Origin of the sequence: Agarivorans sp. Alg241-V36 (assembly GCF_900537085.1) — a bacterium.
Taxonomy (GTDB): Bacteria; Pseudomonadota; Gammaproteobacteria; order Enterobacterales; family Celerinatantimonadaceae; genus Agarivorans.
Window position 1 is genome coordinate 125,259 of record NZ_UNRE01000009.1, and the last position, 25,452, is coordinate 150,710.

26 protein-coding genes are annotated in these 25,452 nt (G+C 45.8%); 19 read left to right on the plus strand and 7 right to left on the minus strand.

Annotated features, from left to right (window positions below; all coding sequences use genetic code 11):
• The first annotated feature begins 33 nt into the window (after positions 1–33).
• Together accB and accC are read left to right on the plus strand one after the other, a co-directional pair.
• The gene (accB, locus tag G6R11_RS18870; protein ID WP_163134610.1) at positions 34–486 is read left to right on the plus strand and encodes an acetyl-CoA carboxylase biotin carboxyl carrier protein; all 453 of its coding nucleotides are present in this window, start codon (positions 34–36) and stop codon (positions 484–486) included.
• A 12-nt stretch (positions 487–498) separates the two neighbouring features.
• Positions 499–1,839 (plus strand): acetyl-CoA carboxylase biotin carboxylase subunit, encoded by a 1,341-nt coding sequence (accC, locus tag G6R11_RS18875; protein WP_163134611.1) that lies wholly within the window; start codon positions 499–501, stop codon positions 1,837–1,839.
• A gap of 67 nt (positions 1,840–1,906) precedes the next feature.
• Here accC and G6R11_RS18880 read toward each other — a convergent pair whose 3' ends face one another.
• Complete coding sequence (locus G6R11_RS18880; protein WP_163134612.1) at positions 1,907–2,935, minus strand: MBL fold metallo-hydrolase; 1,029 nt, start codon at positions 2,933–2,935, stop codon at positions 1,907–1,909.
• Positions 2,936–3,226: 291 nt separating this feature from the next.
• On the opposite strand from G6R11_RS18880, the gene G6R11_RS18885 reads away from it, so the two are divergent.
• From G6R11_RS18885 to fis, 5 genes are all read left to right on the plus strand, one after another.
• Positions 3,227–3,622, plus strand: a complete 396-nt coding sequence (locus G6R11_RS18885) for a hypothetical protein (RefSeq protein ID WP_163134613.1) — start codon at positions 3,227–3,229, stop codon at positions 3,620–3,622.
• 100 nt (positions 3,623–3,722) lie between these two features.
• On the plus strand, positions 3,723–4,103 hold the full coding sequence (locus G6R11_RS18890) for a hypothetical protein (RefSeq protein ID WP_163134614.1): 381 nt from the start codon (positions 3,723–3,725) through the stop codon (positions 4,101–4,103).
• Between the two features lie 186 nt (positions 4,104–4,289).
• Positions 4,290–5,168, plus strand: coding sequence for a 50S ribosomal protein L11 methyltransferase (prmA, locus tag G6R11_RS18895; RefSeq protein WP_163134615.1), 879 nt, complete (start codon positions 4,290–4,292; stop codon positions 5,166–5,168).
• 163 nt (positions 5,169–5,331) lie between these two features.
• The gene (gene dusB / locus G6R11_RS18900) at positions 5,332–6,288 is read left to right on the plus strand and encodes a tRNA dihydrouridine synthase DusB (RefSeq protein ID WP_163134616.1); all 957 of its coding nucleotides are present in this window, start codon (positions 5,332–5,334) and stop codon (positions 6,286–6,288) included.
• Between the two features lie 35 nt (positions 6,289–6,323).
• Positions 6,324–6,623 (plus strand): DNA-binding transcriptional regulator Fis, encoded by a 300-nt coding sequence (gene fis, locus G6R11_RS18905; protein ID WP_016402072.1) that lies wholly within the window; start codon positions 6,324–6,326, stop codon positions 6,621–6,623.
• Positions 6,624–6,802: 179 nt separating this feature from the next.
• Here the strand turns inward: fis and udp are convergent, their stop codons facing one another.
• On the minus strand, positions 6,803–7,570 hold the full coding sequence (udp, locus tag G6R11_RS18910) for a uridine phosphorylase (protein WP_163134617.1): 768 nt from the start codon (positions 7,568–7,570) through the stop codon (positions 6,803–6,805).
• A 242-nt stretch (positions 7,571–7,812) separates the two neighbouring features.
• Here udp and G6R11_RS18915 point away from each other — a divergent pair, with 242 nt between their 5' ends.
• Positions 7,813–8,220, plus strand: coding sequence for an META domain-containing protein (locus tag G6R11_RS18915; RefSeq protein ID WP_163134618.1), 408 nt, complete (start codon positions 7,813–7,815; stop codon positions 8,218–8,220).
• 168 nt (positions 8,221–8,388) lie between these two features.
• Here the strand turns inward: G6R11_RS18915 and G6R11_RS18920 are convergent, their stop codons facing one another.
• The 3 genes from G6R11_RS18920 to G6R11_RS18930 form a co-directional block, all read right to left on the minus strand.
• A complete protein-coding gene (locus tag G6R11_RS18920; protein ID WP_163134619.1) occupies positions 8,389–9,435 on the minus strand; it encodes an SO_0444 family Cu/Zn efflux transporter in 1,047 nt (348 codons plus the stop codon).
• The gene (gene zntR / locus G6R11_RS18925; RefSeq protein ID WP_163134620.1) at positions 9,419–9,826 is read right to left on the minus strand and encodes a Zn(2+)-responsive transcriptional regulator; all 408 of its coding nucleotides are present in this window, start codon (positions 9,824–9,826) and stop codon (positions 9,419–9,421) included. Before zntR ends, G6R11_RS18920 begins: the two co-directional genes overlap by 17 nt.
• Before the next feature lie 113 nt (positions 9,827–9,939).
• Entirely contained in the window at positions 9,940–10,356 is a 417-nt protein-coding gene (locus tag G6R11_RS18930) for a VOC family protein (RefSeq protein ID WP_163134621.1), read from the minus strand.
• 125 nt (positions 10,357–10,481) lie between these two features.
• Between G6R11_RS18930 and soxR the strand changes: the two genes are divergently transcribed.
• The 10 genes from soxR to G6R11_RS18980 all read left to right on the plus strand — a co-directional run bounded on the left by soxR (position 10,482) and on the right by G6R11_RS18980 (position 22,581).
• Positions 10,482–10,943 (plus strand): redox-sensitive transcriptional activator SoxR, encoded by a 462-nt coding sequence (gene soxR, locus G6R11_RS18935; RefSeq protein WP_163134622.1) that lies wholly within the window; start codon positions 10,482–10,484, stop codon positions 10,941–10,943.
• Between the two features lie 79 nt (positions 10,944–11,022).
• A complete protein-coding gene (locus G6R11_RS18940) occupies positions 11,023–11,199 on the plus strand; it encodes a DUF6435 family protein (RefSeq protein WP_163134623.1) in 177 nt (58 codons plus the stop codon).
• A gap of 128 nt (positions 11,200–11,327) precedes the next feature.
• Positions 11,328–13,094 carry a diguanylate cyclase gene (locus tag G6R11_RS18945; RefSeq protein ID WP_163134624.1) on the plus strand — a complete coding sequence of 589 codons (1,767 nt, stop codon included), beginning with the start codon at positions 11,328–11,330 and terminating at the stop codon, positions 13,092–13,094.
• A gap of 293 nt (positions 13,095–13,387) precedes the next feature.
• Positions 13,388–14,980 carry a bifunctional phosphoribosylaminoimidazolecarboxamide formyltransferase/IMP cyclohydrolase gene (purH, locus tag G6R11_RS18950; protein WP_163134625.1) on the plus strand — a complete coding sequence of 531 codons (1,593 nt, stop codon included), beginning with the start codon at positions 13,388–13,390 and terminating at the stop codon, positions 14,978–14,980.
• A gap of 85 nt (positions 14,981–15,065) precedes the next feature.
• Positions 15,066–16,355: a phosphoribosylamine--glycine ligase gene (gene purD / locus G6R11_RS18955; protein WP_163134626.1), complete on the plus strand. Its 1,290-nt coding sequence runs from the start codon at positions 15,066–15,068 to the stop codon at positions 16,353–16,355.
• 164 nt (positions 16,356–16,519) lie between these two features.
• A complete protein-coding gene (locus G6R11_RS18960) occupies positions 16,520–17,116 on the plus strand; it encodes a YitT family protein (RefSeq protein WP_163134627.1) in 597 nt (198 codons plus the stop codon).
• A 9-nt stretch (positions 17,117–17,125) separates the two neighbouring features.
• Positions 17,126–18,322 carry a methyltransferase gene (locus G6R11_RS18965; RefSeq protein ID WP_163134628.1) on the plus strand — a complete coding sequence of 399 codons (1,197 nt, stop codon included), beginning with the start codon at positions 17,126–17,128 and terminating at the stop codon, positions 18,320–18,322.
• Positions 18,323–18,394: 72 nt separating this feature from the next.
• A complete protein-coding gene (locus G6R11_RS18970; RefSeq protein WP_163134629.1) occupies positions 18,395–20,026 on the plus strand; it encodes a succinylglutamate desuccinylase/aspartoacylase family protein in 1,632 nt (543 codons plus the stop codon).
• A complete protein-coding gene (locus G6R11_RS18975) occupies positions 20,026–20,610 on the plus strand; it encodes a DNA-3-methyladenine glycosylase I (protein ID WP_163134630.1) in 585 nt (194 codons plus the stop codon). The genes G6R11_RS18970 and G6R11_RS18975 overlap by 1 nt, the downstream gene beginning before the upstream one ends.
• Positions 20,611–21,627: 1,017 nt before the next feature.
• Positions 21,628–22,581 (plus strand): NADPH:quinone reductase, encoded by a 954-nt coding sequence (locus tag G6R11_RS18980; RefSeq protein WP_163134631.1) that lies wholly within the window; start codon positions 21,628–21,630, stop codon positions 22,579–22,581.
• A 65-nt stretch (positions 22,582–22,646) separates the two neighbouring features.
• On the opposite strand, the gene G6R11_RS18985 is transcribed toward G6R11_RS18980, so the two are convergent.
• Positions 22,647–23,714 (minus strand): TRAP transporter substrate-binding protein, encoded by a 1,068-nt coding sequence (locus G6R11_RS18985; RefSeq protein ID WP_163134632.1) that lies wholly within the window; start codon positions 23,712–23,714, stop codon positions 22,647–22,649.
• Between the two features lie 200 nt (positions 23,715–23,914).
• A complete protein-coding gene (gene aqpZ, locus G6R11_RS18990) occupies positions 23,915–24,613 on the minus strand; it encodes an aquaporin Z (RefSeq protein ID WP_163134633.1) in 699 nt (232 codons plus the stop codon).
• 279 nt (positions 24,614–24,892) lie between these two features.
• Here aqpZ and G6R11_RS18995 point away from each other — a divergent pair, with 279 nt between their 5' ends.
• Positions 24,893–25,432, plus strand: a complete 540-nt coding sequence (locus tag G6R11_RS18995; protein WP_163134634.1) for a YfaZ family outer membrane protein — start codon at positions 24,893–24,895, stop codon at positions 25,430–25,432.
• Positions 25,433–25,452 lie beyond the last annotated feature (20 nt).

The following is a 25,452-nucleotide window of genomic DNA, read 5'->3' on the forward strand; positions in this document are numbered from 1 at the left end:
TTTAATTAACCTAATACGATAAAGAGAGCCCTTATGGATATTCGCAAGATTAAAAAATTAATCGAATTAGTTGAAGAATCTGGTGTAGCTGAATTAGAGATCACCGAAGGTGAAGAAGCAGTACGTATCAGCCGTAACTTCAGCGGTGCAGCTCAAGCCGTATACGCTCCTGCACCTGTAGCAGCACCGGCTCCAATTGCCGCGGCTCCAGCCGCAACTGCTGCAGCACCAGCTGCCAGCGAAGCAGTTTCTGGCCACCAGTTACTATCGCCAATGGTAGGTACGTTCTACCGTTCTTCATCTCCAGAAGCGCAACCATTTGTGCAAGAAGGCCAGCAAGTAAACGTAGGTGACACCCTATGTATAATTGAAGCTATGAAGATGATGAACCAAATTGACGCTGACAAATCTGGTGTTGTTAAAGCCATTTTGGTTGAAGACGGTGAAGCCGTTGAGTTTGATGAACCGCTATTCATCATCGAATAAAGAGGCATTTGTATGCTAGATAAAGTAGTTATTGCTAACCGTGGTGAAATTGCTCTGCGTATCTTACGCGCTTGTAAAGAGCTTGGCATTAAAACGGTAGCTGTGCACTCAACAGCCGATCGTGACCTTAAACACGTATTGTTAGCCGACGAATCAATTTGTATTGGTAAGCCTGCGGCAACCGAAAGTTACCTAGACATTCCGCGCATTATTGCCGCTGCAGAAGTGACCGATGCAGTAGCGATTCACCCCGGTTATGGTTTCTTATCTGAAAATGCCGAATTCTCTGAAATAGTAGAGAAAAGTGGTTTTATCTTCATTGGCCCTAAAGCTGAAACCATCCGTATGATGGGTGATAAAGTTGAAGCGATTAAAGCGATGAAGAAAGCCGGTGTACCTTGTGTACCGGGTTCAGATGGCCCATTGGGCAGCGATGAAAAACAAAATGCCGCCATTGCCAAGCGCATTGGTTACCCGATTATCATTAAAGCCGCTGGTGGCGGTGGTGGTCGTGGTATGCGTGTTGTTTACAAAGAAGAAGAACTACATACCTCTATCGATTTAACCCGTACAGAGGCTGGCTCATTCTTTGGCAACAACATCGTTTACATGGAGAAATACCTAGAGAATCCTCGTCACGTAGAGGTACAGGTATTGTCAGATGGCCAAGGTGGCGCTATTCACTTAGGTGAACGTGACTGTTCAATGCAGCGTCGTCACCAAAAAGTGGTTGAAGAAGCTCCCGCTCCGGGCATTACCGAAGATATGCGTCGCAACATTGGCGAACGCTGTACTCGCGCATGTATCGAGATTAACTATCGCGGAGCCGGTACCTTCGAGTTCTTATATGAAAATGGCGAGTTCTACTTCATTGAAATGAACACCCGTATTCAGGTTGAGCACCCAGTAACAGAAATGGTTACCGGTATCGACTTAATCAAAGAGCAGCTGCGCATTGCCGCTGGCCAACCTTTGTCATTTAGCCAAGAGCAAGTGAAACTAACCGGCCACGCAATTGAGTGTCGTATTAATGCCGAAGATGCGGAAACCTTTATCCCATCTCCAGGTCGCATTAATCGCTTCCACCCACCAGGTGGTATGGGCATTCGCTGGGACTCGCACGTTTACGCAGGTTACTCGGTACCGCCTTACTATGACTCGATGATTGGTAAGCTAATTACCTACGGTGAGAATCGTGACATCGCCATTGCGCGAATGAAAAATGCGCTTTCTGAGCTAGTGATTGACGGCATCAAAACTAACGTTCCGCTGCAAGAGAAAATCATGCAAGACGAGAACTTCCAGTTTGGTGGCGCGAATATTCATTACTTAGAGAAAAAACTCGGTATGTAATTCACCAGCTGTTGATACTAAAAAGGCCTTAAGAATACTTAAGGCCTTTTTTCTTTGTTTGGAAAAACTACTTAATATCCCGCCACCAGGCTGCTGTTTTTTGTGCTTGCCCAACTGTAAACACTTCGCCTATTTTCGGTGTCACTAGCTGCACATCGGCGAGTTCACTTAATTGGCTAATTCGCTCAAGCGGCTCGTACCAAGAGTGAAATGCCAAATCAAAGGTGGAGTTATGCACTGGCATTAAGGCTTTACCTTTTAAGTCCAAGTGAGCTTGCAAGGTTTGCTCGGGCGTCATATGTACCGCCGACCAATCTTTGTCATAGGCGCCGGTTTCCATCATGGTTAAATCAAAGGGCCCATAGCGCTCGCCAATTTGTTTAAAGCCGTCGAAGTATCCAGAGTCACCACTAAAGAATATCCGCTGCTCGGGCGCGTCAATCACGTAAGATGCCCAAAGCGTTTGGTTACCATCAAATAAACCACGACCGGAGAAGTGCTGAGTAGGCGTAGCAGTTACGGTTAGCTCACCAAAGCTTGCCGATTGCCACCAACGCAGACGACTAATTTTGTTAGCCTCGACTCCCCAATCAAGCAGGTGTTGGTCTACACCTTCTGGCACTACAAAGTGCTGCACCTTGTCTTTTAACAGCTTGATGCTGTGTTTATCTAAATGGTCGTAGTGATCGTGCGAAATCAGCACGCCATCGATATTCTCCAAGTCGCTAAGTTCCACCGGCGGTTGATGGAAGCGCTTTGGGCCAATAAAGCTAAAGGGAGAAGTTCGCTGCGAGAATACCGGATCTATTAGCCAGCGCTGTCCAGCCACTTGCATATAAACGCTGGAATGGCCAAAACGAATAACGCTGCTTTGTTCAACGGGCAGAGCAGCCAGCTGAGAAGCATTTAAAGGCATCACCGGAATACCCTTGCTTGGCGCAGCATCTACACGCTGCTCACTCACATAACGCCATAAAATACCCCAAACAGAGGCATTGGCTGGCATTGCTTGGGCATTTTGGTATTTGCCATCATTAACTTGGGTGGTGAATAAGCTGGTGTCAGCCGCCATGGCTGAAGCTAAAGGTGTACTCATTAATCCTCCCAAACAAAAACTCATAAGCTTGTTACGTATGCTCAAAATAGCGCCCTCATAAATTACACCAAAGAGTTTACTTTTAGATCAAACAAAAGTAAACCCACTAGTTTACCTTTATTCTGAGCGTTAAATGTAAGCACTTTGTTACAGATAACTGAGGCTGGGCTTAGGGCTAAATCGGCAGTTTCAAAAATATGTCTTACACTTAAACCATCTTAGTTAGAGCAAAGTTATGCTTTGGGAAGTGATAATTTAGCCAACACCTAAAACGGAATTGAGTGCAATGCCATGATTATTAAACCAATCTATGAAATATTGCCGAGCCTTTATTTGGCTGCCGGCTCAAGCTCGGTAATATGGGTAGACTCAACCTTAGGAGTGGCTGGGGGTGTACTGCTATTTTGCCTAGGTTCACTGATATGGGTAATGCGTTCTAATTTTCGACGTTTAGACCAAGCCACTCATGCCGGTAAACGCTTCAACATTCCAGAGTCTCTATACGAGTTTATGCCCTTCTTGTTTATTGGTTTAGCCCTCTCTCTGGCGTCAACACAACAGTCTATTGCCGCCTACGCCATTGCTGCGCTCTGTTTATACCGCGGCTGCTCCTTACTCTATATGCGCCATCGCTATCGCCGCCAAGTTTGGCAAAAAGTGCCTAGTTCTGTGAAAACCAGCAATTAGCGCCAATCAACATACAAACAGACAATTTGGCTAAATCTTGTAACTGAGTCTATGCTTAATAATGTTAATGGAAGGTTACTAGATGTGACAGGGAGAGCTTATGCTACCACGAGCCATATACGAGATTTTGCCAAGCGGCTATTTATCAGCAGGCACAGGGTCAATGTTATTACTTGAACCTTGGTTGGCCCATGTTGGTGGTGCATTGCTATTTTGTATGGGCGCTCTGATATGGGTGCTTCGTTCAAACTACCGCCGTTACGATAAATACAAAAAGTCTTTTATCCGCAAAACTAAAGCTATTCCCGAACCAGTATATGAATTCATCCCCTTTTTGTACCTTGCCGGCAGCGTGCTGATTCTCAGCTTACTGTTTAACACACCAGCCCTAATTGTCGCGGCCTTAGCTGGATGTCGCGGTTTGGTACTGCTATATAAACGTGCACATTACCGCAACCGCGGTTTAAGCCCAGCCAAGTAACAAATACTTAAAGATGTCGCACTTACTACTGGTAAAATCCTTGGTAGCTAAATGCGGCTTTTTTACAAATTTAGTATTGTAAACATCGCCTCCCAGCATAGTCCCCCGTCGACTAGACTAATTTTATGATGATAAGCGCAAACTAACGCAGTACACTTGCCGCCTAATCGAGTAGAGGAGCGGACAATGCCTTGGATCCAGCTAAAAATAAACGCCACTAAAGATACAGCCGACGCCATTGGCGACATTCTTATGGAAACCGGCTGCCAAGCGGTTACCTTCTTAGACCGCCACGACACACCGGTATTTGAACCATTATTAGGTGAAACCCCTTTGTGGGGCGATACCGATGTTCAAGGCCTATACGACGCCACAACCGATATGTCGCCGATTATTAATTTCTTACGAGAAGCGCTGATCCTAGAAGACGGCAACTACAAACTAGACCAACTAGAAGATAAAGATTGGGAACGCGAATGGATGAAAGACTTTCATCCAATGCAATTTGGCGAACGTTTATGGATTTGCCCAAGCTGGACCGATGTACCCGATCCCAATGCGGTTAACGTTATGCTAGATCCCGGCCTAGCCTTTGGCACGGGTACCCACCCTACCACTGCACTTTGTTTAAAATGGCTAGACCAACTAGACCTTAGTGACAAAACCGTGGTGGACTTTGGCTGCGGTAGCGGCATACTAGCCATTGCCGCGATTAAGCTTGGCGCAAAACGCGTTGTAGGCATAGACATTGACCCACAAGCGATTTTAGCGAGTCGCGACAATGCCGAGCGCAATGGCGTGGCCGACAAGCTAGAACTCTACTTACCTAAAGACCAACCTAAAGATTTCCAAGCAGACATAGTAGTAGCCAATATATTAGCTGGCCCACTTAAAGAGCTCAGCGAAATCATTCTTGCCTACCTAAAACCGCAAGGTTCTATTGCCCTATCAGGCATTTTGGAAGAGCAGAGTGAGGCGGTAGTAACAGCCTATCAAACACAGTGCAATATGGATCCGGTTGTTCTTGATCAAGAATGGTGTCGATTAAGCGGAACTAAGCGCTAAGTTAACCAATATTGTGGCGCAAACCCATGACTAAAGGGTTTGCTGCCATATTCTGCATCTAAAAATCCAGCTTTTTTTTTGAAAAATGTTCAAAATATAGCCTTTTCAGCGTGCCTAAAAAGTCGTAAACTACGCCGCCCTGAGATTGAGAAGAACGACAGTCATGCAAATAGGCAGTTACAAGCTGGACAATCCGGTGATACTAGCGCCTATGGCTGGAATTACCGATCAACCCTTTCGTCGCTTATGTTGGCGTTTAGGTGCAGGGCTTACGGTTTCAGAGATGGTGTCCAGTAACCCACGGGTTTGGAACAGTAAAAAATCGCTAGACCGTATGGTTCACCTAGATGAATGTGGCATACGCAGTGTTCAGATAGCAGGTTCAGATCCAGAATTGATGGCTCTCGCCGCCCAACATAATGTGGCAAATGGCGCGCAAATCATCGATATCAATATGGGCTGCCCAGCTAAAAAGGTAAACAAAAAGTTAGCTGGTTCGGCGCTATTGCAGCAACCCGAGCTAGTAGAAAAAATTCTTGATGCTGTTGTGCAGGCGGTAGAAGTGCCAGTGACCCTTAAGATCCGTACTGGGTGGTCACCAGAACATCGCAATGCTTTGCAAATTGCCAAGCTTGCAGAAGCCGCCGGTATTCAATCTTTAGCCATACATGGTCGGACGCGAGCATGCATGTATAAAGGTTTAGCCGAGTACGACACCATTAAAGCAGTAAAAAAAGAAGTTTCGATACCGATTGTGGCAAATGGCGACATCACCACACCGGAGCAAGCCAAACACGTTTTGGATTACACCGGCGCGGACGCCATCATGATAGGTCGAGGAGCTCAAGGTAACCCTTGGCTTTTCAGAGAAATTAATCACTTCTTAAGCACTGGGCAGCATTTAGATGCCCCCAAGGCTGAAGAAGTGAAGGAAGTAATGCTTCACCACTTAGACAACCTGTATACACATTACGGGGAGTATCAAGGGGTACGTATCGCTCGCAAACATGTGGGGTGGTACTTGAAGCAGTTAGCGGACACGGATGAGTTTCGTAGCCAGTTTAACCAGCTTGAATCAGCCCTGGTACAAACGTCCGCGATTGAACAGTTTTTCGAATAGTTGTGATCATTAATTAATTAAAAAGAGCGTCAAGTATGTTTGATTCAAATACCACCACAAACACACTTTCTACTATGACTAGCAGTGCTACTAGCACTGAAGTGAAAGAACGTCCATTACGCGATTCAGTTGAGCAAGCATTGCGCAACTACTTCGCACAGTTAAATGGCGAAGATGTGTCTGAATTGTACGAATTAGTACTATCTGAAGTTGAAGCTCCGTTGCTTGACGTAGTTATGCAATACACTCGCGGCAACCAAACCCGCGCTTCAATCATGTTAGGTATCAACCGCGGTACTTTACGCAAAAAATTGAAAAAATACGGCATGAACTAAGCTAAGGCTTAGATTTTGCTCAAAAAGGCCTATCTGTTGATAGGCCTTTTTTATTGCGTTCGATTTATTCTTAGTATGTAGCTAAGCATAAAAAAGCCCAGCAGACCTAAGTCGTTTGTTGGGCAAAAATTCAGAAAGGACTGCCAATACATCAGACAAAATGTATTGGCACTTTATTGTTAGCCAAGCATCTTACGTGCGGCTTCTACAACAATGTTTACCGCTTGGTGTTCGGTGTTTTTCATCAAGCTCTCATCTGGAATTTCTTGCTGGGTGCGGTTTACAATAACTCCGGCTACACAGCCTGCTTTTAAGCCTTGCGATGCACACATGGTAAATAAGGTGGCGCTTTCCATTTCAAAGTTAAGCACGCCCATGGCTTGCCACTCTTCCATAGAGCCTTGGAAGGCTTTAACTACTCGGCCAGATACGGTGTCGTAGCGCTCTTGCCCTGGGTAAAAAGTATCACTTGAAGCAGTAACTCCCACATGACAAGTCGCGTTTGCATCTAAAGCCGCGCTATTTAAGGCCTGCATACATGAGAAATCGGCCACAGCGGGGAATTGCATCGGCGCAAAGTGGCTACTTGCACCATCTAAGCGAACTGAAGCAGTGGTAACAATGACGTCTCCCACATTAATGTGCGGTTGAATTGCGCCAGTGGTACCCACTCGCAGGAATGTACGAATACCTAGTTGAGCCAGCTCTTCTACAGCGATAGAGGTAGATGGGCCACCAATGCCAGTAGAACATACCACCACAGGGGTACCATCTAATTTACCTAGGTAAGAGGTAAACTCGCGCTGCGAGGCCAGCAATTCCGGCTCGTCTAATAAAGAGGCAATACGCTCTACCCGCTGCGGGTCACCAGGAATAATGGCTAAGGTTGCGCCTTTCAGCATGTCGGGATTTAAGCCAAGATGAAATACACTCGCTTGCTGGTTCATGTTTACCTACTTAATGTCGTCCAATGATTGATGAGCAGAGCATAGGACGAGAACTGAGCAATAAGTGTGAAACATCTCGCATTTGAAGTGAACTTAGCCGGGATTAGCTCGATAGTTACTGCTTGTGTTGATCGAAAAACCAGCTCAAAAAAACATTAAATTTATCAAAAATCGAACTTTTCTCGTCCGCTGTGTTCTACAATAGCTTGAAATAGTTTTTGTGCTTACTTGAGGTAACTACCATGAAAAAACAGCTACTTATTGGTTTAACCCTAAGCCTAGGCTTAATGGGCTGCGCCAGTAAACAATCGGAGCCAAGCATGGATTTAGCAGATAGCCGTTGGTATATGACCGGTGACTTTTACAACATTGCCGATATTAAATTGCCAGCATTCACTTTGGAAGAAAATGACCAAGGCTATAAAATCTCTGGCACTACTGGCTGCAACAACTTTTTTGGCCAGGCAGAGTGGGATGGTAAACAACTCACAGTAAATCAGCCTATTGGCATGACTCGCATGTTGTGTGACGACACCGCCAACAAGATTGAAATGGAATTTGTTCAAGCGCTGGAGAAGCCAATCATGAGCGATGGAGAAAACCTTCGCCTAAACAATGGCGCTAAGTTTAAGCGAGTCCCAAAAAGCTAATAATGGCAATCATACTAAGTAAGTAATGAGCAATAACACCGGAAAATACTCGAAAACAAAGCAGGACTTTTCGATAAGTAGTGATTCTACATTCAAAAATTCTAAGGCAGTTATCGAGTATTTTAATCCGTTAGCATGCACTGTTACTTGGTACGATTGGTATAAGACTTAAGCGGCAGTACTAAACCAACGCTGCCGCGCATCTTTAACTCCCGCCAACAGCATCAGTGCTGCAATCACTACACTACTACTTACAACCCACCAGCTATTCACCAAATGATGCTCTTGCCACTCAACTGGGTTTACCTGCCACTGCCATTGGCTAATCGCCCAATCTAGGCCCCAGCCAAATGCCATGGCACTAGCTATCACGCCCACCAAATAGGCAACTAAGGCGCGCATTCCCATTTCTTGGCGAACTAGCATTAAAGTCGCAATATTGGTCGCTGGCCCTGCGAGCATAAACACCAAGGCGGCACCGGGAGAGATCCCCGCAATAATGAGGCCAGCTGCAATAGGTGTTGAAGCCGTGGCGCAAATGTACATAGGGATCCCCACTAATACCATCACCACCATGGTGATCCAGCCTTGGCCCCAGCGCGTCATAAAGCTTTCGGGTAAATAAGTTTGAATAAGCGCGGCAAATACCAAACCAAGAAGTAGCCATAAGTAACTGTCGGCAACTAATTCAACAAAGCTATTGCTCCATTGTTTGGCTTTGCTGGCAATGCTGCAGTGTTTGGTTTGAGGTTTTGCTTCGCTGCCACAAGCGCTTTTGCTGCAACAAGTTTTCGCAGCGGCAGGCTGAGCCGCATCACTTTCATCTTTTCCCACTAATAAGCCAGCAACAATGGCACTTGCTACTGCCGCTACAGGCCTTACAACTGCCATTATCGGCCCTAACAAGGCGTAGGATACAGCGACTGAATCAACCCCCGTTTCTGGTGTAGCAATCAAAAATGAAGTGGTGGCGCTTTTAGATGCGCCAGCTCGGCGCAGCCCCATCGCTGCGGGGATAACACCGCAAGAACACAAGGGTAAAGGCGCGCCAATTAGCGCCGCCTTTACCGTAGTGCTCGCTTTGTTATTGCCTAAATGCTTGGCTAACCAGCGACTGGGCAGGCCAAGCTTTAAACTTGCCGCAATCACAAAGCCCAAAAACAACCACGGTGCTGCACTCAAAAACAAATCGATAAAATTATTCAATAGCATCATCTAAGGCCTTTAATATTGAGCAAGAGCGGGCGCTTTCGTCGCCACCACAGCATGCGTCGTGCAGTGTTTTTAAAGTAGTTTCAAAAGCTTTTAGCTCTGCCAATTGTTGTTGTACTTTCTCTAGCTTCTGGCCAACAACACTGCTCACATCGTTACAACTTGCTGTTTCTGCATGCTCACGCAGGGTGAGTAATTCCAAGATGTCTTTAATCGACAAACCTGCCTGCTTAGCGCGTTGAATAAAACCTAAACGCGCCAAATCTTGTTTGCTATACATACGGTAGAGATTCTCGCCACGGGCAGCCGGTACCAGCAAACCTTTTCGCTCGTAAAAGCGCAGCGTTTCTACAGTTAAACCACTTAGCTTGGCCAACTCGCCAATTTTGAACATAAGCATCCTCCAATTGTTCTATGATAAACCCTGTAGCTAGGTATAGGGTCAAGCCTTTTTAGCGAACAAACAAAAAAAGCCTGAAGATTCAGGCTTTGTGGCTTACAACATTGTTAATCGTAATGATTGCGTTGCTCGGGCAGATCAGACGAGTATTCCACAAATTCAATTTCATAATCATTGGGATCTCTAAAATACACATTTCGCCGATAGGGACTTTGAGCGCCTTCGTGATGAATGGCATATCCCGCTTTTAGCATTCGCGAAATTAGTCCATCTAAATCGACAGTACGATAAGCAAAGTGTGCCATCCCCACCTGATTACCTTGCAAGGGACGGTTCTCTCCGTAACCTTGGTCATTAAACGTAAGGTATTGGTCATTATCGCCAAAGTGTAACCAGCGACGCTCTACGCCGTACCACGTTTGTTTGCCCTCTCCGCGTATATTCCAATGAGGGAAAGCCGCTTGATAAAAATCTAAGCTTTGCTGCATGTCTTTCACTACTAAGTTGAGATGTTCTAATTGCATAAGGCGCTCCTTGGCAGGCTAAGTGCTAAATCAATTTACTGTGTTGTAGTTGCTAGCCTAAAACCTCAACTTAACTTGAGGTAAAGTAATTTTTTGCCTAGTCTTTTAATTTTTGGAGCGAACAGATGAATCAGCGGCCAAAGCAAGCTCTATCGATTGGCTTTGTAGCAAAGCGCTGCGGGGTTAAGGTATCTACCCTGCACTTCTACGAAACCAAAGGTTTAATCAATAGCTGGCGTAATCAAAGGAATCAGCGGCGTTATCACCCTGATGTATTGCGGCGCGTATCGGTAATCAAAGCCGCCCAAGCCATGGGCATCAGTTTGGCGGAGATAAAACAAGCCTTTGCCAAGTTACCTGAGCAACGCACGCCCAATAAAACCGACTGGCAAGCGCTCTCTCAGCAATGGCATCAAGGGCTTAATCAGCGGATTAAGCAACTAGAAAACTTGCGCGACTCTCTCACAGGCTGCATAGGCTGCGGCTGTTTATCAATGAAAAGCTGCCCGCTTTATAATCCTGAGGATAGCTTGGCTAGCGAGGGACAAGGACCGGTTATTTTAAATCGAAACAATCAGCCCTCATAAAAAATTCATGAATTGCTGCCATACTGAAGAACTATTTTCAGCCTTGGTACGTTCTATTAGTAACAACAAAGGAGTGTTTATGTTTAATTTTCTTAAACCCAATCCACTAAAGCGGAAACGTCAAAAGTATGATGCCTTGCTCGAGTCAGCAATGTTGGCGCAACGACGCGGCGATATTATGACTTACTCGATGTTAAGTGCAGATGCCGACGAGTTATGGAAAGAGATCGAACAGCTAGAGTCTCAGCAAAAATAACTAACAAACTCCACAGCAGCTGTTTCGCAAGTTACTAATATAAAAGTTATTTTATGGAAAATAGTTGAGTCATGCTGCTTAGCCGTCCATACTGGCTAAATATCAAGCAATTGTAATTTCTTAGTCAAATGGCCGACAAAACGACCGCACCACCACAGTTTAATGCTAAATACGTCAAACTCGGAACCGTAGTAGTGATGGTGTCGCTGTTTAGCTTGGCGATTTTGGCGATTGTACTTACCGCACTAGAAAACATCGAAGAAGAAGTAGAGCAAAAGGTTAAAGAGTCTCTTCAAACGGTGCTTCGCGCCACCCAAGAAGCTCACCATATTTGGATTCAACATCGGCTTTTAGAGCTGGGCAATACCGCTCAGTCGGAGCGAATAGTAGTCGCTACCGACATTCTCAATAACCCTGCAAGCCCCTCAATAATGCGCTCTAGTGCTGAAGCTAACATTGAACGTAGTTTCAGCCAAATGATGGAAACCTATCAAGATAAAGCTTATTGGATTAGCGACTCACAAGGGCAGGTGCTTTTCTCAAACCAAAGGACTCCCCCCAAGCAAGTTCATCCCTTGTTTGAATTAAAGCGCGACAAAATGGAACAGGTGATTGATGGCGAAAGTATGTTTATTACCGGCTTGCCGCAACATAACAAACATAGCAATAACATGTATTTCAGCGCGCCTATTATAGACTTAGATCAGCAGGTGCATGGTGTATTGATTGTTAGTGTAAATCAACGCGATCATTTCAGTCGCATCACCCAACTAGGTCGAATTTGGAACTCCGGCGAAACCTACGCTTTTGACCGAAACGGCTTAATGCTCTCTGCTAGTCGCTTTGAGGAGCAACTGCATCGCGTTGGTATACTAGAGCCTGGCCAAGATGCAATTAATAGTTTGTATATTACCGAGCCTAAAGAGAATCTAAGCAATGCTTCGCAAGCCCTTACCTTGATGGCGCAAAGTGCGATTAAAGGCAATACTGCCTTTAATATTAAAGGCTATCCCGATTATCGCGGCGTCAATGTGGTTGGCGCCTGGACTTGGCAACCCAGTTATGATTTTGGTTTAACCACCGAAATAGACAAAGCCGAAGCTTTTCAAATTTACTATCGCACCCGCAACATTGTGGTACTGGGTATCATCAGCTCTTTGCTGGTAGCGGTGAGTTTGTTTTTGCTGCTCTACTTTAGCCAGCGCAATGCCAAACAAGATCTCCGACAAGCAAGGTTGGTATTGGAAGATAGAGTAAAAGAGCGCACTGCCGATTTAGAAGCTTCACAACAAGAGCTACGCACCGCCTATCGCGAGCTAGAAAAATTGGCCGTTACCGACAGCCTTACTGGCATACCTAATCGCCGCTGCGCCGATGAGTTTCTTGAGCAAGAATGGCGCCGCGCTCAGCGTGGTGGCTACCCCATTACCATTATGCTTATCGACATCGACCACTTTAAACTATACAACGATCACTACGGTCACCCAGCGGGCGACGTGTGTTTAGAGAAGGTTGCAAAAACACTGATCGAGACCGGTATCTGTAAGCGCCCCGGTGATTTAATTGCCCGTTACGGCGGTGAAGAGTTCATTGCTATTTTAAGTAATAGTGATTTCGATTATGCCGAGTTCTCGGCAAATCGCTTGGTAAAAGCCATCAACAATGCTGAAATCCCCCATCAATTTAGCTTGGTTGAAAACCAGAAAAACGTCACAATTAGCGTAGGCGTATCGATTGCCGAAAACGCCGACATTGGCTTAGCAGAAATCATCGATTTGGCCGATAAAGCCCTTTATTTAAGTAAACAAAACGGTCGTAATACTTTTCGCTTTAAGCTGCCAGAGGCCGACTCGGCCAAGCCAAATCCCGACTCAAGCGCCAAAGCAAATGGATAAGCAACTAAGCAAGATTTATTAAAGACAAATAACACGCCTTAAAGCTTGTTATCCAAGCTAAGGCCCAATTAATGTTTACCAAGTGGTCAACTAAGACTATTTAACAGCTTGGCCTAACAGCCAATTTGTCCATTTGATTCACTTGTTTTGGCCTCCATACCAACATTTCTCTGCTAAAAACGGCGCATTCTTCACACTTTTGCTGTAAAATGCGCGCCTCAAACCTAAGTTGTTTATTTTTCGGGCAACTTGTACCGCTAGCGCATGTAACTGCTAATGAGGATAAAACCCCAATGGAAAACGCTCGACCGATTCGACGTGCACTGATTAGTGTTTCAGATAAAACAGGCATTATCGAATTCTCACGATCTTTAGCCCAGCAAGGTGTAGAGATCTTATCTACTGGTGGCACCGCAAAATTACTGGCCGATAACGGCATCGAAGTTATTGAAGTTTCTAACTACACTGGCTTCCCAGAAATGATGGATGGACGTGTTAAAACCTTACATCCAAAAGTACACGGTGGCATTTTAGGTCGACGCGGTACCGATGATGAAGTAATGAACAACCACGGCATTAATGCCATCGATATGGTTGTTGTTAACCTTTATCCTTTCGCAGCAACTGTAGCCAACCCAGATTGTAGCCTTGAAGATGCTGTAGAAAACATCGACATCGGCGGCCCTACTATGGTGCGCAGCGCGGCCAAAAACCACAAAGACGTAAGCATTGTAGTTAATGCCTCAGATTACGACCGCGTACTAGCCGAAATGGCAGCTAACGATAAGTCACTAACGCATGCAACGCGCTTTGATTTAGCCATTGCAGCCTTTGAGCACACTGCGGCTTACGACGGCATGATCGCTAACTACTTTGGCACCATGGTACCAAGCTACGGCGACAACAAAGAAGGCGACGAAGACAGCAAGTTCCCACGCACCTTCAACAGCCAGTTTATTAAAAAGCAAGATATGCGCTACGGCGAAAACAGCCACCAAGCTGCCGCTTTTTATGTTGAAAACGATATTGAAGAAGCTTCGGTATCTACTGCCACTCAACTTCAAGGTAAAGCCTTGTCGTTTAACAACATCGCTGATACCGATGCTGCACTAGAGTGTGTGAAAGAGTTCGACGAGCCTTGCTGTGTAATTGTAAAACACGCTAACCCATGTGGTGTAGCACTAGGCGGCAATATTCAAGAAGCGTACGAGCGCGCTTATAAAACTGACCCAACTTCTGCCTTTGGCGGCATTATCGCGTTTAACCGCGAGTTAGACGCCGATACTGCTGAAGCCATTGTGTCTCGTCAGTTTGTTGAAGTAATCATTGCACCTAAGATTTCTGAAGCTGCGGCGCAAATTGTTGCTGCTAAGAAAAACGTACGTTTATTAGAGTGTGGCGAATGGTCAACTAAAACTACCGGTTTGCAGCTTAAGCGTGTAAACGGTGGTTTATTGGTTCAAGACCGCGACCAAGGCATGGTAAGTCAAGACGAACTAAGCGTAGTAAGCAAGCGCCAGCCAAGTGAAGAAGAGCTACGTGACGCGCTATTCTGCTGGAAAGTGGCCAAGTACGTTAAGTCTAACGCCATTGTTTACGCTAAAGGCAACATGACCATTGGTGTAGGCGCAGGCCAAATGAGCCGCGTTTACAGTGCTAAAATTGCCGGTATTAAAGCGGCCGATGAGAAACTAGAAGTTGCGGGCAGCGTTATGGCATCTGATGCCTTCTTCCCATTCCGCGACGGCATCGACGCAGCAGCAGAAGCCGGTATCACCTGTGTGATTCAGCCAGGCGGCTCAATGCGCGATGACGAAGTGATTGCCGCAGCCGACGAACATGGCATGGCCATGGTGTTCACTGGCATGCGCCACTTCTACCACTAAAAAACCACAGCCAGCCTCGCGCTGGCTGTTTTGTATTTTGGCTTGGTGCGCCAAGCCCCGTTTACTCAGTATTGGATAGACAAACATGAACGTACTTGTGATTGGCGGCGGTGGCCGCGAACATGCTCTAGCATGGAAGGCTGCGCAATCTCCTTTAGTTGAAAAAGTATTTGTTGCCCCAGGTAACGCCGGTTCTGCACTAGAGCCAAAGTTAGAGAATGTAGCGATTGGTGTGGAAGACATTCCAGCGCTACTTAGCTTTGCTCAGCAAAACCAGGTTGAGTTAACTATTGTTGGCCCAGAAGCGCCATTAGTTATTGGTGTAGTTGACGCATTTAGAGCAGCTGGCCTTAAAATCTTTGGCCCTACCGAGAAAGCTGCTCAGCTAGAAGGCTCTAAGTCTTTCACTAAAGACTTTTTAGCCCGTCACGATATTCCAACCGGTTACTACCAAACCTTTACTGAGGTTGCTCCGGCCATTGCTTACGTAAAAGAACAAGGCGCACCTATTGTGGTTAAAGCCGATGGCTTAGCGGCAGGTAAAGGCGTAATTGTAGCGATGACCGAAGCCGAAGCTATTGCCGCCATTGAAGACATGCTTGCCGACAACGCCTTTGGTGAAGCCGGCTCTCGCGTAGTGATTGAAGAGTTCTTAGACGGCGAAGAAGCCAGCTTCATCGTTATGGTAGATGGCAGCAATGTATTGGCGATGGCCACTAGCCAAGATCACAAACGTGTTGGCGATGGCGACAGCGGCTTAAACACTGGCGGCATGGGTGCTTACTCACCTGCTCCAGTAGTAACGCCTGAAATCCACCAGCGCATTATGGACGAAGTGATCATGCCAACGGTTAAAGGCATGACCGCAGAAGACAATGAATACACCGGCTTCTTATACGCGGGTTTGATGATTATGGCCGACGGTTCGCCAAAAATCATTGAATACAACTGCCGTTTTGGTGACCCAGAAACTCAGCCAATTATGATGCGCATGCAATCAGACATTGTTGAACTGTGTTTAGCTGCGGTTGACCGTAAACTGGATACTAAAACTGCCGAGTTTGATTCTCGCGCCGCCATGGGTGTGGTACTAGCAGCAGCCGGTTACCCAGGTTCGTACCCGAAAGGCGATGTCATCACTTTGCCTAGCCTAAGCGAAGAAACTAGCAGTGCTAAAGTATTCCATGCAGGCACTAGCGATAAAGATGGCAACATTGTAACTAACGGTGGCCGCGTCTTGTGTGCAACAGCACTAGGCAACAGTGTTACCGAAGCACAAGCAAATGCTTACGAGCTAGTGAAAAAAGTATCGTGGGAAGGCATGTTCCACCGTAACGATATTGGCTACCGCGCAATTGCTCGCGAGAACAGCTAAGTAAGTTAAGCCAAGCACAAGCTGAGCGATATAAAAAGCCACTGGAAGTTCACTTCGTAGTGGCTTTTTTTGTTTTTAACGATTAGTGCAGCGAGTTATCTCAAAGCTAGACCATAAGTGCTATTATTCACTATTCAAAATCACTTCTTAAGCTCAGCGGTCTAATGGAACAACATAATTGGCTAGAAGATTTCTTAGCATTATTGATTGGCACCACGATGGTAGCTTTGGGTGTATTCTTTTTTAAAGAAACCCAATTGCTCACTGGTGGCACAGCCGGTTTAGCGCTGCTGGCCGCGCAGTTTTTTGGGTTGTCATTTGGCCAACTCTTCTTATTAATTAACCTGCCCTTTTTTATTCTAGGTTTTGCCAAAATGGGCGCAGCCTTTACCTTTAGAACCATGGCTTGCGTAGTGCTGGTATCGGTATTTACCGACTATATGCACTTAGTCATTGAGCTAGCAGAGCTTAATCGCATCTACGCTGCGCTAAGTGGTGGCTTTTTAATTGGTACCGGTATGCTGATATTAATTCGCCACAAGGGCAGCCTAGGTGGAGTAAACATTCTGGCGCTGTATTTACAAAAGCGCTTTAATATTCGCGCTGGCCACGTACAAATGGCATTAGACGTAGTGATAGTAACGGCTTCCTACTTCTTAGTGCCTCTGAGTGTGTTACTGTGGTCAATTGTTGGCGCTTTTGCCTTAAACATTGTTATTGCACTCAACCATAAAAGTGGTCGCTATCAAGGGCTGTCTTAATCTTTTACTATGTTTAACCAATCACTCGAAGCCATTTTTCTCCAGCACGACCAGTTACTCCAAGGCTACCAGCAATACTGGCAATTTAGCCCTTTTCAGCAACACGCTTTACCTTGGGACAACAAGCCGCTGCTAGCGAACCTTCAAGCCTTGATCCCTCAAGAGATTGAGGCCTTGGAGCAACAACCAGAAGAAGCAGTCTTACATTTTTCAGAGCACTTTCCAGAGCTAAGTACTTGCTTGGCCGAGTGGCAGCTAGCGCCTAATCATGCCGCTAAAATGAAAACACCATTTTGGCTAACCAACGGCATAAAAGGTCGCAAGGCCGAGCAAATCCAAGCCTTTAGTGAACAGCTGCAAGGGGAAAACTTAGCGGTGCTAGAATGGTGCGCCGGTAAAGGACACTTGGGCCGCTTAATTAGCTTTCACCACCAATTGCCAGTTACCAGTTTAGAATGGCAAGCAACCTTGTGTGACAGTGGCGAGCAACAAGCCAAACAGCTTAACTTACCTCAGCAGTTTCATCATTGTGATGTATTAGAGCCTCAAGCCCAGCGCTACTTACAAAGCCAACAACATGCTGTTGCCCTGCACGCTTGTGGAGAACTACACCTGCAGCTGCTGCGCCTAGCGGCCCAACACAAGCCACAAAAGCTAAGCATTTGCCCTTGCTGTTATCACCTTATTAATGACACGCACTACGCCCCCCTGTCTGACATTGCCCAGCAAACCAAGCTGCGTTTGAGCAAAACAGATTTACGCTTGGCGGTTGCGCAATCGGTTACCTCTGGTCAGCGAGTACAAACCTTACGCCAACGCGAACTTCACTGGCGACTTAGCTACCAATGTTTGCGTGAGGAACTCACCCAACACAGCCATTACCAAGCACTTCCTTCCATCGCTAAGCAATGGTTTAGTAAAGACGCTAAGTTTAAAGACTTTGTTGAGTGGGCCTGCCAACAACATAAAATAACTTCGCCAACCGAGCTTGATGAGCAGCGCTATCTAGAAAAAGGCCAACAGCGCCACTTGCTAGTAAGGCGTTTAGAATTAGTCCAGCAGCTATTTCGCCCCATCATGGAACGTTGGCTATTGTTAGATAGGTGTTTATTTCTTCAACAACAAGGCTATCAAGTTGGATTAGTGGAACTTTTTCCCTTTAAAACGAGTCCACGTAATGTATTAATACAGGCACAGCTAGGCTGAGCTGGTTTACACTTTTAATTGCTACACTCGCGGCTTTATAAAAATGCCGCTTGTTTAATCTTTGGAGACACTATGTCACGCAGTTTAATTTTGGTTTTGTTATGGTTCTGCTTCAGTGTCTCTGCAACAGAACAAGCAGACCAATACGAAGAAGCCCCAAGCCCAAAGCGTTCTGACATAGAAGGAACCACAACAGAGAGTAGCGAGCAGCCAGCTGAAGTGAGCTCCAATGTCACCGAGCCCAATGCAGAAGCTGATTCAGTTGAAGCAGAAGAAGCTGCCAGCGCTAGCCAGCCGCAAGCAGAACCGGCGCTGCCAGATCAACCCAAGCCCATCATTCCCATCGTCGCCGGTAATACTGACCAAGCCAATGCCAGCCAAGCCACCGAGGAACCGCCGCAGGAAGAAGTATGGGGGCCACTGTCTTTACTCAATACCGAACTTAGCCCAAACAGTAGCGCCACTCTAGACTGGTACTCAGGCCATTTGCCCGGTGGATTTGAAGTCGCCACCCCTGTCATCGCTATACACGGCAGCGAGCCCGGTCCAAGAGTCTGCATTACCGCGGCCATTCATGGTGACGAGTTAAATGGCGTTGAGATAGCCCGACGAGTGGTTAAAGGGCTCAGTCCTGAAAACCTTAAAGGTACGGTGATCTCGGTTCCAGTAGTCAACATCGACGGACTTTGGCGTCAAGATCGCTACATGTCTGACCGCCGCGACCTAAACCGCGCATTCCCTGGTAGCCCAAACAGCTCAACCGCCTCACGGGTTGCCTATAGCTTGTTTAACAGCATTATTCTCCACTGCGATAGTTTGGTGGATTTACACTCTGGTTCAATGTTTCGTGAGAACCTCACCCAACTTCGCGCAGACCTCACCATTCCAGAGGTCGCCGATGTAGCCAAGCAGTTTGGCGCTATTTCGGTGTTACAAAGCATTGCGCCTTCTGGCAGCCTGCGCGGGGCTGCAACTGCAGCAGGTATACCTGCCGTAGTTATGGAAGTAGGCGGCCCCTATACCGTGGATGAGAAACAGGTAGAGACCGGAGTTAAAGCCGTACAAAGTTACCTTAGCTCGGTAAACATGCTGCCACGTTCGTTTTTTTGGTCTTCGCCACAGCCGGTCTTTTATGCTTCTCAGTGGTTACGCGCACGCGATGGCGGCATCCTGCTGAATAAAGTCGACTTAGGCACCCGGGTAAATAAAGGCCAGCTATTGGGGACTATTTCTAATCCAATCACTGATGATGAAGAACAAGTTTTGGCGCCATTCAACGCGGTGGTCTTAGGTCGAGCACAAAACCAAGTGGTCAGTGCTGGCTTTGCCATATACAACTTGGGAGAGCGTCGCAGCATTGAAGATCTTGAACAGCAAGGTGAGCAAATCAAAAAACAAGTGGCTGCGCAAACTGTTGAGCAATTGGGCTTAAGCGAAACCAAAGAAGAAGAAACCAACAGCGAGCAAGCAACATCTGATGCAGACCTTGCCCAGCCAAACCAAGTTGAACAACAGACTCCATCAACCGAAGAAACTAGCGGTAAATCACTTGAACAAGCTCCAGCAACAAGTAATGAGACGCAACCAAACAGCCAAGCTCAAGACGAGACTCAAGCGCAAAATACCGAAGCTCCTGCCCAACAGGAATTAATCGAGTTGATTCCGGAAGAACGGATGCCACAACCTGAAGATGAGGATGGTTAATGTCCACTTTGCAACGTTGCCCTTGGTGCGGAAGCGATCCCTTGTATCAAGATTATCACGACAAGGTGTGGGGTCGTCCTGTTTACGACTCCGTCGAGCTATTTGCCAAGCTTTGCTTAGATGGTCAACAGGCCGGCCTATCGTGGATAACCATATTGCGAAAGCAGCAAAGCTACTATCAAGCTTATGCTCAGTTCCAACCAGAAAAAATTGCCTTGTTTACAGAGCAAGATTGTCAGCGCTTAATGGAAAACACAGGGATCGTTCGCAATAAACTTAAGATCAACTCCATCGTGAAAAATGCCAAAGCCTATTTGGCCATTGAGGCTAACGGCCAAGCTTTTAAGGATTACATCTGGCAGTTTGTAGGCGGTAAAACCATTGTAAACAGCTACGCGAGTTTGCAAGAGATCCCAACTGAAAGCCCAGAGTCACAAGCCATGTCGAAAGCCTTAAAGAAAGCTGGTTTTAGTTTTGTTGGCCCCACTATTTGTTATGCATTTATGCAAGCGGTAGGTATGGTGAACGATCACATCACTGGCTGTCATGTGTATCAAGAGACGGTAGCGCTAGCAAGAGTGTAATAACCAGAACAGCAGACAGCGTTAAACGCGTAACTCTTCACTGAGTTGCGATTATCGGTGTAGTGTAGTTGGAGTGTGTACTTGAGATATTTGCTTCCTCGGTGATATTGAGGAGAGCCGGTTCGCCTGATCGGCGATTACATCATTGTTACTGTGAATCTTTACTTATTTAACTGCTTTCTGAGATTAACGGCTTAGTTCAGCAATGCGTTGTTCTTCAGTTTTTTTGTTTTGTAGGTAACTTAGTGCAACCCAACCCATAAAATCCATCATAATAATTCTCTCTCTATTAGTGTTTAGTTTAACGGCTACGTTCTTGAAGTTTTTGTTCTTCAGTTTTGTTGTAACCAAAGTAGTTAAGGGCTACTAATCCAAATAAATCGTACATAATCTTGTTCCTATTGTTAGTTTTTAAACTAGCGGCTACGTTCAGCTACAGTTTGTTCGTTGTTTACGTTTTTAGCGCGAAGTGCGTAATATAAACCGAATAATTCCATAATTTTTCCACCTATTTGTTTAAGTTAATCTTGAAAGAAAATAACCGCTGCCAAAGGCTTTTTGTTACTAACTTTCTCTTACGGTTTTAATTTTATGCGACACAACGCACACTTAGTATTATGAAATTTGATTTTAATATTACTAAATTTAACTTTTGGTAATTTAATTACCAAAATGGCACTTTGAAAACATTTTCATTACAGTTTTCTTTTTGGCCGACAAAAAATAATTGCTGTTACAGCCCACAAAAAAGCATTTAAGACCTTACCTCGTTCACTTATAGCTGCAATTATTTGCACTATGTAGGGTCAGTTGATCTTTCGAGCTGATTTTTGCAGCCGTTTGTGGCTTATTTATACAAGGCTGAAGTTTTGATCTGTAGCTAGCCTGCATGAGAAAGCGATAACGCAGTGAAATGAGCCACCAACGCCGCCCAAAGGGTTCGTCTAAAATCGTTTTAGCCGCGATAGCTCAACAAACCCTAGAAAAAAGATCTTCTTCTATAAATAAGGAGCAACAATGCAAGCCATCCAAGCCCAACATCATGGCGATACACTTAGCCTTGAGCAGACTGACGACTTAAAAGCGAATCAAGATCAAATCCTGATAAAGGTTGAGGCGGCTGGCGTAAATCCGGTTGATACCTATATAGTGGCGGGAACCAATAACTACACAGCCACCTTTCCCCATACTCCAGGCAAAGATGCTGCCGGCACTATTGTGCAATTGGGCGCAAAGGTAAGTGGTTTTAAACTTGGCCAGCGCGTCTATTGTGCAGGCTCCTTAAGTGGCGCCAGTGCCGAGTTATGTTTAGCCAGCCCACAGCAAGTTCATCCCCTTCCCGACTGTTTAAGCTATGAACAAGGCGCTTGCTTAGGTACGCCCTATGCCACTGCTTGGCGCGCCTTGTTTATTCGTGCTCATTGCCAATCGGCAGAAACTGTATTAATACATGGCGCAAGTGGCGGCGTAGGTTTAGCCGCTATTCAACTGGCTAAGGCCGCAGGCTGCAGAGTATTCGCCACCGCAGGCAGCGAGGCTGGCTTGGCCTTATTGAAGCAACAAGGTGCCGATGTGGTTGCCAATCACCACCAAGCCGAGCATTACCAAACGCTGCAACAGGCCGGCAAGGTAGACGTGATTCTTGAAATGCTAGCCAATCAGAACTTGGGGGATGACTTACCCTTACTGAATAAAGGTGGGCGAGTAGTGGTAATAGGCAGTCGTGGCAGTGTTGAAATTAACCCTCGCGACTTAATGGCTCGAGATGCCTGCGTAATGGGCATGGCTTTAGCTAATGCTGATAGCCAACAACTAACTCAAATACATGCTGCTATTTACGCTGGCGCAACAGCAGGCTTTATTCGCCCAGTCATCAGCCAGAGCTTTAACTTAGCCGACACCACTTTAGCCCATGAGGCGGTAATGCAAGCCGGTGCCACCGGCAATATCGTGGTTAAAGTAACCGACTAAACAATGCAAAGGCATTTAGCCAAGAATAAAAAAGCGGCTTATGCCGCTTTTTTATTAACCTAGACTTACAAATCTTTGGTGCTTTCTAGGTAACCTAAATCAGAAATCAGCGTATAGGCACGCGCTTTTTCAGTGAAGCTTTGTTGCGACTCAATAATCTCTTTCGCTAGTGGATCACGAGCAGCGTGTTCCGCTAACAACTCATCATTGGCTTTTTTCAATGCCACTAATACTTCTTTAGGAAAAGTACGCACTTTAATATCTGGATACTCTTGCAACATAGTTGCCCAGTTGTTGGTGCTCATTGCAGTAGCTTCCACGTAAATATCAAAGGCCGTTGCGCGCATAGCGGTTTCGAGTATCGCCTGTAAATCAGCGGGCAAAGATTCAAACTTCTTTTTGTTCACAAGAAACATGTTCTCTGATCCTGGCTCATGCCAACCAGTGTAGTAATAAGGCGCGATTTTGTGAAAGCCCATACGTAAATCCAGTGATGGCCCCACCCACTCCAAGGCATCAATGGTATTGCGCTCAAGTGCGGTATATAGCTCAGCCGGTGGAATGTTTACTGGCGTAGCGCCCAACTTGGCTAATACTTCTCCGGCAAAACCAGGGATCCGCATTTTAAGATTTTGTAGGTCATCAACGCTGTTTATTTCGTTACGAAACCAGCCACCCATTTGCACACCAGTATTACCGCCTGGAAAAGTAAGCAGATTGTGCGGCTGATAAACCTTGGCCATTAGCTCTTTACCACCACCATAGCTATACCATGCGTGTTGCTCCATGGCTGTCATGCCAAAAGGCATAGTAGTAAAGAACATGGTGTTAGGTACCTTGCCTTTATAGTAGTAAGAAGCAGAGTGGCCCATGTCATATTGGCCGCTTTTTACTAGATCAAATATGCCTAAAGGCGCTTTATGTTTATTGGCAGAATCTACTCGAATTTGTAAGCGGCCATCTGACATCTGTTCGGCCATCTTGGCAAAACGCTGTACTCCGGTATCTAGCAAGGGGAATTTGGTTGGCCAAGACTCTGCCAGTTTAAGCTTATAAACCTTGCCCTCGGCAACGGCATTAATTGAAAAGCAGCTCGCCAACAATGCAGCGAAGCAGAGCAATCCTTTTCTCATGATAGGTCCTTATGTGTAGGTAGTTGTCCATTAATTTTTATTATGTTGTGTCGCTGAAACCTATATTGATTTTTGGTTTCATTAACAGAATGATAACAGAGCCTTAGCCCGTCTCATAACTGCAATTAGTGGGTAAATAGAGACTAAAAAGCCTTTCTAAAAAGAAAGGCTTTAAGCGAGGCTTGATTGAAGCTGAAAAGTTAGTTTTTAGCCGATACCTGCTTATACATAAGGGCTGCACATACTGCGCCTATTAGCGGTGCCACCCAAAATAGCCAAAGCTGGCCTAAGGCAATGCCGCCCTCTATAAGAGCCGGTGCTGTACTTCGTGCGGGGTTAACCGAGGTATTAGTCACTGGAATAGAGATAAGGTGAATAAGGGTTAAACCTAAGCCAATAGCAATGGGGGCGAAACCCGCTGGGGCTCGTTCATCGGTTGCGCCCAAAATAATGAAGATGAACATAAAGGTCATCACTATTTCACAAACCAAAGCAGCGATTAGTGTATAGCCACCGGGTGAGTGCATGTCGTAGCCATTGCTGGCTAAACCGTGACTGGCTAAATCATAATCACCATTGCCACTGGCGATTAAGTACAAAATAATCGCTCCCACAAATCCGCCAAGCAATTGGGCACATATATAAGGGAAAACATCCACTTTAGAAAAGCGCCCTGCAACGGTTAAACCAATAGTCACCGCGGGGTTTAAATGGCAACCAGAAATATGGCCAATGGAATAAGCCATAGTGAGTACTGTTAAGCCAAAGGCGATAGACACGCCCACTAAGCCAATTCCCACCTCTGGAAACGCTGCGGCTAAAACCGCACTACCACACCCACCTAATACCAACCAAAACGTACCGATCCCTTCGGCAATTAAACGATTAAACAACGGCATGTTTGCTCTCCTTTTCAAACATTTAGTTAACAATACAAGTTGTCTTGCAGCAGCCTAACTATAGGTCACAAATAGCTTCATCACTGAGTTTTACTACAGATAGGTGAACTAGCATGTTGAACAAAGCTTACAGTTAAGGAGAGCAGTTTAATCAATTCACCTAAAATATCGTATAAATCAGTTTTTACATTCAATAAGTACAATGTAATCAGATAATAACTTAGATAAATGGTATGATCGCGGCGTTTTAGTCTGATTAGAGCTTATTGTAGGAGAATTATGTTTAAGCGTTCTTTGTTAGTGGCGAGTCTATTCGCTGTAAGTAGTACCGCAGCCTTGGCGAGTTCAATTAAGTTTGACCTTAATAACGACGTTTTTGAAACCGGCTTTGCAACAGAAATTGCACCTGGCGCCGAGATGTCAGCCAACTACATGTACTCTCGTCCAGAGGGTGATTTAGCAGACTTCGGTATTAAAGCGACCCACCAGCAAGACATTCATAAGTTTGCCATTGGCGCTAAATTTACCAAACTTTGGGCAAACCATCGCGCAAATCCTCATGCTTTCGCTATTGGTGGTGATTACACTATTGCCATTGCTCAAAACCTTAAAGTATCTGGCAGTGCTTATTATGCGCCTTCGGTACTAACCAGCAGCGAGCTCAATCGTTACTACGATTTAGATGCAAAAATTGCCTACTCCATCATGCCTCAAGCAGATGTTTACCTAGGCTACCGCGCGATTCAGTTCCGTTACACCAACGAACCCGATTTAGATTTTACTAAAGGCCTTTATATTGGTGCTGCCTTTAACTTCTAAAAAGAAAAGCCCTGCTAAGC

Excerpts from the sequence above, each read along its gene's own strand:
- accB (WP_163134610.1), top strand. The coding sequence starts at position 34 with ATGGATATTCGCAAGATTAAAAAATTAATCGAATTAGTTGAAGAATCT.
- accC (WP_163134611.1), top strand. The coding sequence starts at position 499 with ATGCTAGATAAAGTAGTTATTGCTAACCGTGGTGAAATTGCTCTGCGT.
- G6R11_RS18880 (WP_163134612.1), bottom strand. The coding sequence starts at position 2,935 with ATGAGTACACCTTTAGCTTCAGCCATGGCGGCTGACACCAGCTTATTC.
- G6R11_RS18885 (WP_163134613.1), top strand. The coding sequence starts at position 3,227 with ATGATTATTAAACCAATCTATGAAATATTGCCGAGCCTTTATTTGGCT.
- G6R11_RS18890 (WP_163134614.1), top strand. The coding sequence starts at position 3,723 with ATGCTACCACGAGCCATATACGAGATTTTGCCAAGCGGCTATTTATCA.
- prmA (WP_163134615.1), top strand. The coding sequence starts at position 4,290 with ATGCCTTGGATCCAGCTAAAAATAAACGCCACTAAAGATACAGCCGAC.
- dusB (WP_163134616.1), top strand. The coding sequence starts at position 5,332 with ATGCAAATAGGCAGTTACAAGCTGGACAATCCGGTGATACTAGCGCCT.
- fis (WP_016402072.1), top strand. The coding sequence starts at position 6,324 with ATGTTTGATTCAAATACCACCACAAACACACTTTCTACTATGACTAGC.
- udp (WP_163134617.1), bottom strand. The coding sequence starts at position 7,570 with ATGAACCAGCAAGCGAGTGTATTTCATCTTGGCTTAAATCCCGACATG.
- G6R11_RS18915 (WP_163134618.1), top strand. The coding sequence starts at position 7,813 with ATGAAAAAACAGCTACTTATTGGTTTAACCCTAAGCCTAGGCTTAATG.
- G6R11_RS18920 (WP_163134619.1), bottom strand. The coding sequence starts at position 9,435 with ATGATGCTATTGAATAATTTTATCGATTTGTTTTTGAGTGCAGCACCG.
- zntR (WP_163134620.1), bottom strand. The coding sequence starts at position 9,826 with ATGTTCAAAATTGGCGAGTTGGCCAAGCTAAGTGGTTTAACTGTAGAA.
- G6R11_RS18930 (WP_163134621.1), bottom strand. The coding sequence starts at position 10,356 with ATGCAATTAGAACATCTCAACTTAGTAGTGAAAGACATGCAGCAAAGC.
- soxR (WP_163134622.1), top strand. The coding sequence starts at position 10,482 with ATGAATCAGCGGCCAAAGCAAGCTCTATCGATTGGCTTTGTAGCAAAG.
- G6R11_RS18940 (WP_163134623.1), top strand. The coding sequence starts at position 11,023 with ATGTTTAATTTTCTTAAACCCAATCCACTAAAGCGGAAACGTCAAAAG.
- G6R11_RS18945 (WP_163134624.1), top strand. The coding sequence starts at position 11,328 with ATGGCCGACAAAACGACCGCACCACCACAGTTTAATGCTAAATACGTC.
- purH (WP_163134625.1), top strand. The coding sequence starts at position 13,388 with ATGGAAAACGCTCGACCGATTCGACGTGCACTGATTAGTGTTTCAGAT.
- purD (WP_163134626.1), top strand. The coding sequence starts at position 15,066 with ATGAACGTACTTGTGATTGGCGGCGGTGGCCGCGAACATGCTCTAGCA.
- G6R11_RS18960 (WP_163134627.1), top strand. The coding sequence starts at position 16,520 with ATGGAACAACATAATTGGCTAGAAGATTTCTTAGCATTATTGATTGGC.
- G6R11_RS18965 (WP_163134628.1), top strand. The coding sequence starts at position 17,126 with ATGTTTAACCAATCACTCGAAGCCATTTTTCTCCAGCACGACCAGTTA.
- G6R11_RS18970 (WP_163134629.1), top strand. The coding sequence starts at position 18,395 with ATGTCACGCAGTTTAATTTTGGTTTTGTTATGGTTCTGCTTCAGTGTC.
- G6R11_RS18975 (WP_163134630.1), top strand. The coding sequence starts at position 20,026 with ATGTCCACTTTGCAACGTTGCCCTTGGTGCGGAAGCGATCCCTTGTAT.
- G6R11_RS18980 (WP_163134631.1), top strand. The coding sequence starts at position 21,628 with ATGCAAGCCATCCAAGCCCAACATCATGGCGATACACTTAGCCTTGAG.
- G6R11_RS18985 (WP_163134632.1), bottom strand. The coding sequence starts at position 23,714 with ATGAGAAAAGGATTGCTCTGCTTCGCTGCATTGTTGGCGAGCTGCTTT.
- aqpZ (WP_163134633.1), bottom strand. The coding sequence starts at position 24,613 with ATGCCGTTGTTTAATCGTTTAATTGCCGAAGGGATCGGTACGTTTTGG.
- G6R11_RS18995 (WP_163134634.1), top strand. The coding sequence starts at position 24,893 with ATGTTTAAGCGTTCTTTGTTAGTGGCGAGTCTATTCGCTGTAAGTAGT.